The sequence below is a fragment of the Pelomonas sp. Root1217 genome, assembly GCF_001425705.1.
In the GTDB taxonomy this organism is placed as follows: domain Bacteria; phylum Pseudomonadota; class Gammaproteobacteria; order Burkholderiales; family Burkholderiaceae_C; genus Pelomonas.
The window spans coordinates 1,269,123-1,281,221 of sequence record NZ_LMDC01000001.1 but is presented as its reverse complement, the minus strand read 5'-3'; the positions used below and the strand labels follow the sequence as shown (position 1 = coordinate 1,281,221).

Below are 12,099 nucleotides of genomic sequence, written 5' to 3'. Positions count from 1 at the left end.
ATGCCTGAAACGCCGGACCGCGAGCCTTGGACGCAGGCTGCGCCGGCCATCGCAGCCGCCCTGCCGGACCTGTGCTTCCTGATCGGGCCCGACCTGCGTTTCGCGGCCTGCAACCACCCGGATCACCCCGATCTGCACGCACCCTGGGCAACGCTGCAGGGTCGATCGCTGCAAAGCATCGGCCCGCCCGCCCTGGCGCAGCAGTTCGCGGCAGCCTGCGCGCCCAGCCCCCAGCGCCTGCGCTATGCGCTGCGCACCCAAAGTGGCCGCCTGGCCCGCTTCGAGGCCAGCATCGCCCCCTTGCCGGACGGCACGGGCTGGCTGTGCATGGCCCGCGACCTCGGCAGCGTCGACGCCGAACAGGCGCGGTATGCCCGGGCCATGCAAGGCGCTGCCGATGGCCTGTGGGAATGGGATATCGCTGCCGACAGCGAATACCTGTCGCCCCGTGCCCTGACCCTGCTGGATCGCCCCGGCCGCCTCGCCGAACAGCTGCAAACCGACGACCAGGGACAGTGGCGGGCCGCACTGCAGTCGCATCTGCAACACGGCGCGCCGCTGGACATCGACCTGCGCCTGGCCGGCGCCGCGACACGCTGGCTGCGTTGCCGCGGCTGGACCGAGCGCGACGCACGCGGCCAGCCGGCCCGCGTGCTGGCCACGCTGTCCGACATCACGATTGCCAAATTCACCGAACAGGCGCTGACCGACAGCCAGGCCAAGTTCCGCGCCCTCTTCCACACGGTGCCGGTTGGCATCGCGCTGTTCGACGTCGCCAGCGAGACCGTCATCGAGTCCAACGACGAGCTCGGCCGCCTGCTCGGCTGGCCGACGCTGTCCGTTGTCGGCCAGACCGCCGAGGCCCTGGGCCTGGCGCCGCTGCCCGGTACGGAGGGCCGCACCGAGATCGACGACCGCGAACTGCACCCTGTTTCGGGCTGCCGCCTGCACGCCAAGCTCGTCGCCGAACCCGTCGACCTGGCGGGCCGGGCGCTGCTGCTATGCGCCGTCGTCGACATCTCGGTGCAGGTCGACGCCGAGGCCGCGCTGTCGGCCCTGGCCGAGCAGCTGATGGACCAGGAGCGCCGCACCACCCAGCGCCTGGCCCAGGCCCTGCACGACCAGCTCGGCCAGACGCTGACGGCCTTGCGCCTGACGCTGGACCTGGGCGCGGCCGAGGCCCGCCAGCAGGCCCGCGGCCTCGTCGACCAGGCCCTGCGCGAGGTGCGCCAGGTGCTCGTCGACCTGCGCCCGCCGCTGTTGGAGGACGAAGGCCTGGCCGCGGCGCTGGACAACGAGATCGCTCAGCGCCGCGCCCTGCATCCGGGCGTGCGCCTGGTGCTGGACGCGGAGGACGAGCTATTGCTGCAGCGCTGGCCGATGCAGGTCGAGTACGCTCTGTTCATGATCGCCCGCGAAGGCCTTGAGAACGCGCTGCGCCACGCCCGGCCTACCGAGGTCCGCCTCAGCTTCTACGGCTGCGCGCAGGAGATCGAACTCGGCGTGGCCGATGACGGCAGCGGCCTGGACGCCGACTTCGAGCGTCGGCCCGGCCACCTCGGCCTCATCGGCATGCGTGAGCGCGCTCGAGCCATCGGCGCGGCGCTGGAACTGGGCCCGCGCGAGGGCGGCGGCACCCAACTCATCTTGCGCTGGCTAGCATGAAGCCCCTCGCCCAAGGAGTACCTTGGCCGGTCCCCCGCGGGGACGGCGATGCTTGCCGGATTGACCGGCAAGCACATCGCCCAAGGCGGGCCGGCTAGGGAGCGGCCCGGCGCTCGGCCCGCAAATACCGACTGACATGACACAAGCCGCCCGCATCTACCTCGTCGACGACCACGCCATGGTGCGCCAGGGCCTGCGCGCGCTGCTGACCGAGGCTGGCCACGATGTCGTCGGCGACAGCGGCGACATCACCGCCGCCCTGGCCGAGTTGCAGCAGTTGACGCCCGACATCGTCCTGGTCGACCTGTCGCTGGGCCCGCGCTCCGGCATGGAGCTGTTGGCCGAACTGCAGCGCCGCCACCTGCCCGTCCGGCCCCTGGTGCTGACCATGTCGGCCCAGCCCCGCCACGTCGGCATGGCCCTCAAGCTGGGCGCCAGCGGCTATGTGCTGAAGGGCTCGCCATCGGAGGAACTGCTGCAGGCCATCGAGGCCCTGCGCAGTGGCCGCCGCCATCTTGGTCAGGGCGTGGGCGAGCTTGCCGCGCGGGCGCTGGCTGAAGGCGCGGGCGACGACCCCTTCGCGGCGCTGTCGGTGCGTGAGCGCCAGGTCGTCACCATGGTCGTCGACGGCCATTCCAGCAACGAGATCGGCACCGCTCTGCATTTGTCGCCCAAGACGGTGGACAGCTACCGCAGCCGGCTGATGGCCAAGCTCGGCGCGTCCGACGTGACGGCCCTGGTCAAGCTGGCAATACGTCACGGTCTGATCAGCAACGACGCCTGAGCGGCGCCAACCCGGGCGTCCCGGCGACCGGCATCCAGAACTCCCGGCAGCGCCGCCGGGTCGGGGCACCTAGATTGACAGTCACCGGCCCTCGGTCGGCGAAAGTCCCAGATGCCCGTTTCTCCATGTTCACAGGCCGTCCATGCGGGCGCATGAACTCCCCGCCAACGAGGCCGAGCGCCTGCAGTGCCTGGCCGAGCTGGGCCTGAGCCAGCCGCCCGCCCAGCCCGAGCCCGACGCCGTGCTCGACGGCCTGGTGCGCTGCGCCGCTCACCTGCTCGGCTATCCCATCGCGCTGATCAGCCTCGTCGGCGAGCGCCGCATGTGGTTCAAGGCCCGCTACGGCACCGAGGTGGTCGACTGCGAGCGCGAGGCCTCCTTCTGCGCCCACACCATCCTCGGCGAGACGCTGTTCGAGGTGCCCGACGCCACGACCGATCCTCGCTTCGCCACCAGCCCCTGGGTGATCGGTGCAACCCGCCTGCGCAGCTATGCCGGCCTGCCCATCCGCCTGGGCAACCTGACGCTGGGAGCCCTGTGCGTGGGCGACACCGTGCCGCGCCGCCTGGACGCCGTGCAGGCCACGCTGCTGGCCGACATCGCCAACGCGGTCGGCGCGTGGTTCGCCCACCGCCGCGAGCATGTCGACCTGCTCGCCAGCCGCACCCATCTGCAGGCACAGGCCGAGTTGCTCGGCCGCCTCAGCAGCGAGACGCCCGGCATGCTGTTCCAGTACCGCAGCGCACCCGGCTACGGTGGCGAACTCGGCTTCATCAGCGGCCAGGCCGAGCACGTCTTCGGCCCCATGGCGCCGCTGCAGCTCCAAGGCCTGCGTGCCTTCGCCGAGCGCGTGCACCCCGAGGACCTGCCTGGGCTGCTGCGAACCATGCGTGAGGCCGAAGCCGACCAGCAGGCCTGGCAGCGGCTGTTTCGCGTCTGCCTGCCCGATGCCGAGCGGCCGGCCTGGCGTTCCGGCCGCGCCAGCCCCTCGCTGCAGGCCGATGGCGGCGTGCTCTGGCATGGCTTCATCGCCGATGTCGACGAGCACATCGAGATCGAGAACCTGCGCCGCGACAAATTCGCCGCTGAACAGGCCAGCGCCGCCAAGAGCGCTTTCCTGTCGCGCGCCAGCCATGAGCTGCGCACGCCGCTGAATGCCGTCATCGGCTTCAGCCAGTTGCTGCTGCTCAGTCATGAAGAGCCCTTGACGCCGCGCCAGCAGGAGCGCATCGAATGGGTGCTGGACTCCGCCAAGCGCCTGCACCAGCTCGTTGACGGCCTGCTGGACGTCGACCGCGCCGAGCCCGGTCGCCCCAGCCGCTTCGACGCGGGCGCCGAGGCCGACGATGCCTTCACCCTGCTCTATATCGAGGACGAGCCACTCAACACCTTGCTGGTGCAGGAGGCCTTGCGCGACCGCCCCGACTGGCGCGTGCTGCACGCTGGCGACGGCCGCGCCGGCCTGGCCCTGGCCAAGACCCAGAAACCCGTGGTCGTGTTGACCGACATCAACCTGCCGGGCCTGTCGGGCCTGGACGTCGTCCGGGAGCTGCGCGCGGACGCCGCCCTGGCCGGCACGCTGTGCATCGCGCTGTCCGCCGACGCGACGCCGGGCCAGATCGAGCGGGCCATGCAGGCCGGCTTCGACGACTACTGGACCAAGCCGCTGGACATCCTTGAGCTCGCCGGCCGCCTGGCCGATGCGCTTGCCCGGCACGGCGGCCGCTGATTCGATTGATTCTCAGGGAGAGAACATGATGAATACCACCACGGTGAGCCCCCGCGGCGCGCGCCAGTTACCCCAACGGCACCTGATCTGGGGCCCAGCCGCCGCCACGGCCCGCACGCCGGCCGAGCGTGCCGGCCTCATCCATCTGCTCGTTGTCGACGATGACGTAGCGGCCATCGAATATCTGGACCAGTTGCTCAAGGGCTTCGCGCAGATCAGCTTCGCGACCAATGGCGAAGATGCGCTGCGCCTGGCTGAGGCGCACCGCCCCGACCTGGTCCTGCTCGACGTCGAGCTGCCCGGCATGGACGGCTTCGAGGTCTGCCGCCGGCTGCGAGCCATGCGCGGCCTGGGCGAGCTGCCCATCATCTTCGCGACCTCGCATGCCGATCCCGGCATCGAGACCCGCGCGCTGGCCCTGGGCGGCGACGACTTCGTGCGCAAGCCCTTCAGCGCGCCGGTGCTGTGCGCCCGCGTGCGCCGCCTGGTCGACCGCAAGCGCTCGCTGGAGCGCCATCCCGGCCAGGGCGACCGCCACCGCCAGATCAGCGACGGTCGGGTCGCCGCCATCGTCGAGGCCTGCAAGGACGCCATCCTCGTCGTCGACGCGGCCGGCGGCGTCGTCATGGCCAATGCCGCCGCCTGTGCCCTGCTCAACGTGAAAGCACAGCCGCTCAGCGTGCGCCTGGATGAACTGCTCATCGTCGACGCGCTGGGCCGCCATTGCGTGCAGCGCGCCAGCGGCCAGCGCGTGCCGGTCGAGGCCAGCACCTCGACCGAAGGCCATGGCACCGACGCCCTGACCGTGCACGTGCTGCGCGACACCCGCGAGCGCGACCGTGAGCAGGCACTGATGCGCCGCCAGACCGAGGCCGCCGCCGCGCGCCGCGCGACCGCGTCCATGCTCTCCTACATCGCCCACGAGATCGGCAATCCGGTCAATGTCATCAAGGGCTTCGCCCAACTGATGCAGGCCGAACGCATGAGCGCCAGCCAGGCCGACAAGCTCGCCCACATCCTCGACGCCGTCGGTCACCTGTCGGAGCTGCTCGCCGACGTCAGCGACGTCGCGCGCATGGAGTCGGGGCAGTTCCGCGTCGAGTTGCAGGACGTCGAGCTGCATGCGCTGGCCGCGCAGGCCTGCGAGCCGGCCGCCGCCCAGGCCGCGGCCGCTGGCATGCTGCTGCGCGCACCGCCGCCGGCGTCCCCCATGCGTGCGCGCGCCGATGCCCGCCGGCTGCGTCAATGCCTGGACAACCTGCTGTCCAACGCCATCAAGTACGCCGGCGATGGCGTCTGCATCGAGGTCGAGATCGAAGCCCGCGGCCAGGAGATCGTGCTGGCCGTGCAGGACCATGGCTGCGGCCTCGACGAAGACCAGCTCGCCCACCTCTACGAACCCTACAACCGCCTCGGCCGCGATGGTGGGGCCATTCCCGGCACCGGCCTGGGCCTGACGCTGACGCGCGACCTCGTGCAGGCCATGGGCGGGCGGCTGGAGGTGCGCAGCCAACCCGGCCGCGGCTGCCGCTTCGAGATCCTGTTGGCGGCCAGCCAACCCACAGGCACGCTGGATTGACCTGCTTTCACCGCGCGGCCTCAAAATGGACTGCGCCATGCCTTTGACCCTCCCTAGCTCCATCCGCCCCGCCGCACCCAGCCCTCTGGCCAGCCGGCTCGACAGCCTGCTGCCGGCCCTGGCGGATGCCCGCGTGCTGCTCGTCGATGACGACCCCGGCATGATCCAGGTGCTCGGCCGGCTGCTGTCGGGCTACAGCCAGCTGCGCTTCGCGACCGACGGCGCCCAGGCCCTGGCCATCGCGCGGAGCTGGCAGCCCGAGCTGGTGCTGCTAGACGCCGAGATGCCCGGCATCGACGGCTTCGAGGTCTGCCGCCAGCTCAAGGCCGACCCGCTGCTGGCCGAGGTGCCGGTCATCTTCGTCACCCAACACACTGACGCGCGCGTCGAGGCCGCCGTCTTCGAACTCGGCGCGGCCGACTTCGTCGCCAAGCCCGTCGCCGGCCCGGCCCTGCGCGCCCGCGTCGCCATGCAGTTGCGCCTGCACCGCACCGCCCAGCGCCTGCTGCGCCTGGCCCGCCGCGACGCGCTGACCGGCGTGGCCGAGCGCGCCCAGTTCAACGACGAGCTGGACCTGGAATGCCGCCGCGCCCGCCGCAGCGGCCAGCCGCTGGCCCTGCTGCTGGCCGGCCTCGAAGGCCTGACGGCCTACCGCGAGCGCCACGGCCAAGGCGCCGCCGACAACGCGTTGCGCCATGTGGCCAACCTGGCCCAGCACGCGCTGCAGCGGCCCGGCGACCTGGTCGCACGCCATGGGGATGAAGTCTTCGCGCTGCTACTGCCCGACACAAACGCCGCCGGCGCAGCCGCCCTGGCTGCGCGGCTGCTGCAAGCCCTGAACGGCGAGGACGCTTTGACGCTGGCAATCGGCATCGGCTTGCTGGCCAGCGAGGGCGACCCGGCCGCGGCCGCCGAGGCTGCGCTGGCGGCAGCGCGTGCAGCCGGCGCGGGCCGTGTCTATGTGTGCGCCGCGACCGCCGACGGTCACGAGCCCCCGCTCGCTACATGACGTTGCCCGCTCCCGACAGGCTGCAGCCTGCAACGGCCGGCGACGGCGCTGCCGGTTGAGCTCACGCGCCGCGACCCGCACGAGCCTTGAGATGCATCTGCCGCAACGCGCCTCTGCCTTCCGCCGCTGGCTCGCCGGCCTGCTGCTCGCTGCGACCACGTTCGCGGCGCCGGCAGCTCCCCTGGTCATCGCCATTGGCGACTCGACGCTGTTCGCGCCCATGCAGCTGGCCGCGCAGGAGGGCTTCTTCGCAGCCGAGGGCCTGGACGTGCAAGTCATCGGCTGCATCAACGGCCGGCGCTGCCTCAAGCACCTGACCGACGGCGAGGCGCAGGTGGCGACCGTTGCCGACACGCCCATGGTGTTCGCCCTGCACGCCGGCCAGCGCTTCGACATCGTCGCCACCTTCGGTACCTCGTCGCGCGACGCGGCCCTGGTGGCACGCGCCGACCGCGGCATCCGCACGCCCGCCGATCTCGCCGGCAAGCGCATCGGCGTCGTGCGCGGCACGAGCGCCCACTACTTCACCAACGTCTTCCTGCTCGTCAATGGCGTGCCGCGCGACTCGGTCAACCTCGTCTTCATCGACCCCAACCGCGGCGCCGAGCCGCTGCTGCGCGGCGAGGTGGACGCGGCCGGCCTCTACCGCCCCGCTGGGCCCCAGGCACTGCAGCAGCTCGGCCCCAAGGGCGTGCAGCTGTTGACGCTGCGGCCCTACACCGTCATGGTCAACCTCGTGGCCCAGACCGGGCTCAGCCAGGACACGCTGCTGCGCATGCTCAAGGCGGCGCAACGCGGCGTGGCCCTGCTCAACAACCAGCCGGGCCGGGCCCACGAGCTGCTCGGGGCGCGCTGGAAGGTCGACCCCCGCAATGCCGCCGCCCAGCTCGACGGTTATGAATTCCACCTTGGTCTGGACCAGAATCTGCTGTCAACGCTGGAGGCCGAGTCGCGCTGGGCGGTGCGCGAAGGCCTGGTGGAGAACAAGGCCGTCCCGGACTATCTCGAGCTGATGCGCGTCGAGCCGCTGCGCGCGCTGGATCCGCGCTCCATGACGATAGTCAAGTAACCATGCGCCTGCGCCCCGCCCTGATGACCTGCGTGATCGCCGCGCTGCTGGTCGTCGGCGCGCGGCTGACGAGCATCGCCATCGAGCGCGAAGCCTCCGAGCGCAACGACGCGCAGCGCACGACGGTCGAGGTCATCGCGCGCGACGCCGCCGGTCTGCTGGTACTGACCCAGGACTACGGCCTGTACCACAGCGAACGCGCCGCCCGGCAGTGGAACCTCGTGCACCAGCGCCTGAGCCAGGCCCTGGCCAACTACGCCGGCACCGACGCGGCCAGCGCCGAGCAGGTCGGCGACCTGCAGGACACGGCCCGTGGTCTGCCGCAGGTCTTCGCCGCGCTGCGCCAGGCCTCGCAGTCGGCCACCATCGACACCGACGGTGTCGCCCGCCGCGAGATGCTGACCGACCAACTCGTCAACGAGACGCGCCGCGTCAGCGACGGCGCCTTCGAGCTGTCGCGCGACCTCGTCGAGTCGCGACGCCGCGATGCCGTGCGCCAGCGCTGGCTGGCGGTCGGCACGCAGGCGACGCTGCTGACGCTGACGCTGCTGCTGGCCGGCCTGCTGCTCAAGCGCGTGCTCGCGCCCATCGACAAGCTGCGCAGCGTGGCCAAGGCTGTCGAAGGCGGTGACCTGGCTGCCCGCAGCGGCCTGCAGAGCAAGGACGAGCTCGGCCAGCTGTCCCAGGCCCTGGACGCCATGACAGCCGCCCTGCAGCAGCGCGACACGGCCCTGCGCAACAGCAACCGCCAGCTTGCACGCAACGAGGCCTTTCTGGAGCGCGCCGGCAAGATGGCGGGCGTCGGTGGCTGGGAGCTGGATGTGGAGAGCGGCCGGCTGAGCTGGACGGGCCAGACCCACGCCATCCATCAGCTGCCGGATGGCACCGAACCGGACAGCGAGGCGGTATTGCGCGGCTTCATGCCTGACTCCGAGCAGAAGCTGCGCCAGGCCATGGCCACAGCCACTCGCACCGGCGAGGGATGGGACCTGGAACTGGAACTGCTGGCTCCAGATGGCAGGCTGCGCTGGCTGCATTCCGTTGGCGCCACCGAACGAGAAGAAGGCCGCGAGGCCGGTCGCGTGGTCCGTCTGGTCGGCGCCGTGCAGGACATCACCGAGCGACGCGCCGCCGCCGACACGCTGCGCCGCGCCATTCAGGCGGCCGATGCGGCCAGCGCGGCCAAGAGCGATTTCCTGGCCAACATGAGCCACGAGATCCGCACACCGATGAATGCCGTCATGGGGCTGACCTTCCTGCTCGAGCGCACACCACTGGACGCCGGCCAGCGCGACCTTCTGGCCAAGGTCAGCAGCGCCAGCCGCTCGCTGCTGGACGTCATCAATGCGGTGCTGGACCTGTCCAAGATCGAGGCCGGCGAGATGGTCATGGAAGCCACGCCCTTCGACCCGCGCGCCCTGCTGCGCGACGTCGCCAGCCTGTTCCAGTCGCAGGCCGAGGCCAAGCGCATCGCGTTGGATCTCAACCTCGACGCTGACCTGCCTGCGCTCTTGCTGGGCGACGCGGCCCGGCTGCGCCAGATCGTCAGCAACCTCGTCTCCAACGCCATCAAGTTCACGTCTGAAGGTGAGGTCGTCTTGAGTGCACGCTGCGCCGCTGCCGGCGCCAAGCCGCTGCAGCTCGAGATTGCCGTGCAGGACAGCGGCATTGGCATTCCGGCCGAGGCGCTGTCGCGCATCTTCACGCCCTTCACGCAGGCTGACAGCTCCACTTCGCGCCGCTACGGCGGCACGGGCCTGGGCCTGTCCATCGTCAAGCAGCTGTGCGAGCTGATGGGCGGCCAGGTCGGCGTCAGCAGCAGCCCCGGCGCCGGCACGCGCTTCATCGTGCGCCTGCCCTTCGAGCCCGCGGTCGGCCCAGGCCCGGCCGCCCGCCCGCTGACGCTGCTGCTGGCCAGCGAAGATGCCACTCAGCGCGACGCGCTGCAGCGCCTGTGTGCCGACCTTGGCTGGCAGGCCGAACCGCTGGACGCCGCCGCGGCGCTGATGGAGCGCCTGGGCCGCGCCGCACCTGATCTGGTGCTGCTTGACCACCGCCTGCTGCAGACCCTTCCCTCGGCTGGGCAACACGTCTTGCAGGAGCGCCTGGCCGCCCTGCCCTGTGTGCTGATGAGCCGCAGCGCCAGCGTGGGGCAGCTGCGCCTGCCAGCCGATGTGTCGGCGCTTTTCGACGCCGTACAGGCCGCCCTCGCCGAGCACGGCACAGCCCAGCCGCCGCTGGCCAGCGCGCATGCCGCCACGGCCGTGCAGCGCCTGCCCGGTGTGCGCGTGCTGGTGGCCGACGACAGCGACATCAACCTCGAGGTGGCCCGGCGCATCCTGGAGCAGGAGGGCGCGGTCGTCACGCTGGCCGAAGACGGGGCCGTGGCCGTCGCGCGGCTGCGCGCCGAGCCGGGCGGCTTCGACGCGGTGCTGATGGATGTGCAGATGCCGGTGCTCGACGGCCTGGCCGCCGCGCGCAGCATCCGCACCGAGCTCGGCCTGCGCGAACTGCCCATCCTGGCGCTGACTGCCGGCGCGCTGCTCAGCGAGCGCCAACGCGCGCTGGACGCCGGCATGAACAGCTTCATCAGCAAGCCCTTTGATCCGGCCGGCCTCGTGCAGCAGTTGCGCGAGCAGGTGGAACGCATGCAGGGTCGGCGCCTGCCGGTGGCCGCCCGCGCCGCTGAAAGCCCGGCGGGCGAGCCCTGGCCAGCGCTGGACGGCATCGACAGTGACGAGGCCAGCCAGCGCATGCAGGGTGACCTGGACTTCTTCGCCCGGCTGCTGGAGCGCCTGCTCGACGAGTTCCAGGACCTGGCGGCATTGGCGCCCCTGGATGCCACGCAAGCCGCCGCCCGCCTGCACAAGCTGGGCGGCAGCGCCGGCTTGCTGGCAGCGCCGGCCCTGCGCCAGGCGGCCCAGCGCGGCGAAGTCCAGGCCCGCGCCGGACAGGATTTCCAGGCCGCGCTGGCCGAAGTGGCACAGCGCCTGTCGGCGCTGGCGGCGCAGGCCCGACCCTGGCTGCAAGGCCGCCGGCCCGCCCCGCCGACCGCCGCGGTCCGCCCGCTGGATGCGCAGGCGCTGGCGCGCTTGAAGCAGGCCCTGCAGGCGCATGACCTGGCCGCGCTGGACCAGTTCCAGCCGCTCGCCCCGGCACTGCTTGCGGCCTGCGGCGAAGCCGGCTTCGAGCGGCTGCGCCGCGCGCTGGACCGGCTGGATTTCCAGGCAGCGTTGAGCGAACTCAGCCCTGCTGGCGGCGCGCCAGCTTGACGCGGTACATCGCCGCGTCGGACTGGCGCAGCACCTCCTCGGCGCCCGCCTGATGCGGGTCCAGGCAGGCCACGCCAACGCTGGCGCCTGCGTAGTCGATGCGGGCCATGCCGGCCGCGTAGGAGCCCACGGTGGCCGACGCCAGCCTTTGCTGCAGCAACTGCGCCGCGCCCACGCCATCGACACCGAGTTTGGGGCCGAGGCCGATGACAACGAACTCGTCACCGCCCATGCGCGCCAGCACGTCGCCGCCGCGCAAAGCTGCCTGCAAGCGGGCGGCGATGCCGCACAGGAACCGGTCGCCGGCATCGTGGCCGTGCGTGTCATTGACCTGTTTGAAACCGTCCAGGTCGATGGCGCCGGCCAGCAGCCAGCTGCCGGTTCGCTGCGCCAGGGAAGTGAGGCGCGCCAGCTCCTGCATCAGTGCGCGCCGGTTCAGCAGGCCCGTCAGTGCATCGGTCAATGCCTGCGTCTTGAGCTCGGCATTGGCGCGCTGCAGTTTCTCGACCAGGCGCTCTCGCTCCACATGCTGCTCGATGAGCCGGGCAAACAGCTGCAGCACCTGCTCGGCCGTGCCACTCATCGGGCGGCGCTGGGCACTGGCCGCGCACAACGTACCGTACAGGGCACCGCCTTCGGTGCGCACCGGCGTGCTGACATAGGTCTTGATGCCCAGGTCGCGGGCCGCGCCCGAGTCGCCCCACAGGCCGGTGACGTCGTCGGTGTAGGGCCGATCCTCGTCCAGCGCACGCTTGCACAGCGTGTCGCCCCAGGGCACGGTGAGCCCCTCGGGAATCTGCAGCTCACGCGAGTTGCGCGCGTAGACGACATGCTGCAGCCCCTCGGTGAGGTCGACCGTCGTCAGATACGTCGACTCCATGCCCGTCACCACCTCCAGCAGCTCCAGCAGCGGCCGGGTCAGCTCCTCCAGCGTGCGGGCGGTCGAGACGGAGTCGGTGAGCTGCGCGAAGAAGGAGTCCATGAAAAGGCCC

8 protein-coding genes are annotated in these 12,099 nt (G+C 71.4%); 7 read left to right on the top strand and 1 reads right to left on the bottom strand.

Annotated features, from left to right (window positions below; genetic code table 11):
• The 7 genes from ASC95_RS05755 (at window position 1) to ASC95_RS05725 (ending at window position 11,107) form a co-directional block, all read left to right on the top strand.
• Window positions 1–1,665: a histidine kinase gene (locus ASC95_RS05755; RefSeq protein WP_057296761.1), complete on the top strand. Its 1,665-nt coding sequence runs from the start codon at window positions 1–3 to the stop codon at window positions 1,663–1,665.
• Window positions 1,666–1,801: 136 nt separating this feature from the next.
• Window positions 1,802–2,449 carry a response regulator transcription factor gene (locus ASC95_RS05750; RefSeq protein WP_057296760.1) on the top strand — a complete coding sequence of 216 codons (648 nt, stop codon included), beginning with the start codon at window positions 1,802–1,804 and terminating at the stop codon, window positions 2,447–2,449.
• 142 nt (window positions 2,450–2,591) lie between these two features.
• Window positions 2,592–4,178 carry a response regulator gene (locus tag ASC95_RS05745; RefSeq protein ID WP_057296759.1) on the top strand — a complete coding sequence of 529 codons (1,587 nt, stop codon included), beginning with the start codon at window positions 2,592–2,594 and terminating at the stop codon, window positions 4,176–4,178.
• Between the two features lie 25 nt (window positions 4,179–4,203).
• The gene (locus ASC95_RS05740) at window positions 4,204–5,757 is read left to right on the top strand and encodes a hybrid sensor histidine kinase/response regulator (RefSeq protein WP_235537699.1); all 1,554 of its coding nucleotides are present in this window, start codon (window positions 4,204–4,206) and stop codon (window positions 5,755–5,757) included.
• A gap of 37 nt (window positions 5,758–5,794) precedes the next feature.
• Window positions 5,795–6,766 carry a response regulator gene (locus ASC95_RS05735; protein WP_162250723.1) on the top strand — a complete coding sequence of 324 codons (972 nt, stop codon included), beginning with the start codon at window positions 5,795–5,797 and terminating at the stop codon, window positions 6,764–6,766.
• 91 nt (window positions 6,767–6,857) lie between these two features.
• Window positions 6,858–7,835, top strand: a complete 978-nt coding sequence (locus ASC95_RS05730; protein ID WP_057296756.1) for an ABC transporter substrate-binding protein — start codon at window positions 6,858–6,860, stop codon at window positions 7,833–7,835.
• Window positions 7,836–7,837: 2 nt separating this feature from the next.
• A complete protein-coding gene (locus tag ASC95_RS05725; protein WP_057296755.1) occupies window positions 7,838–11,107 on the top strand; it encodes an ATP-binding protein in 3,270 nt (1,089 codons plus the stop codon).
• Here the strand turns inward: ASC95_RS05725 and ASC95_RS05720 are convergent.
• On the bottom strand, window positions 11,079–12,089 hold the full coding sequence (locus ASC95_RS05720; RefSeq protein WP_057296754.1) for a sensor domain-containing diguanylate cyclase: 1,011 nt from the start codon (window positions 12,087–12,089) through the stop codon (window positions 11,079–11,081). The two genes, ASC95_RS05725 and ASC95_RS05720, sit on opposite strands and share 29 nt — an antisense overlap.
• Window positions 12,090–12,099 lie beyond the last annotated feature (10 nt).

Coding starts and splice junctions, on each gene's coding strand:
- ASC95_RS05755 (WP_057296761.1), top strand. CDS start 1: ATGCCTGAAACGCCGGACCGCGAGCCTTGGACGCAGGCTGCGCCGGCC.
- ASC95_RS05750 (WP_057296760.1), top strand. CDS start 1,802: ATGACACAAGCCGCCCGCATCTACCTCGTCGACGACCACGCCATGGTG.
- ASC95_RS05745 (WP_057296759.1), top strand. CDS start 2,592: ATGCGGGCGCATGAACTCCCCGCCAACGAGGCCGAGCGCCTGCAGTGC.
- ASC95_RS05740 (WP_235537699.1), top strand. CDS start 4,204: ATGATGAATACCACCACGGTGAGCCCCCGCGGCGCGCGCCAGTTACCC.
- ASC95_RS05735 (WP_162250723.1), top strand. CDS start 5,795: ATGCCTTTGACCCTCCCTAGCTCCATCCGCCCCGCCGCACCCAGCCCT.
- ASC95_RS05730 (WP_057296756.1), top strand. CDS start 6,858: ATGCATCTGCCGCAACGCGCCTCTGCCTTCCGCCGCTGGCTCGCCGGC.
- ASC95_RS05725 (WP_057296755.1), top strand. CDS start 7,838: ATGCGCCTGCGCCCCGCCCTGATGACCTGCGTGATCGCCGCGCTGCTG.
- ASC95_RS05720 (WP_057296754.1), bottom strand. CDS start 12,089: ATGGACTCCTTCTTCGCGCAGCTCACCGACTCCGTCTCGACCGCCCGC.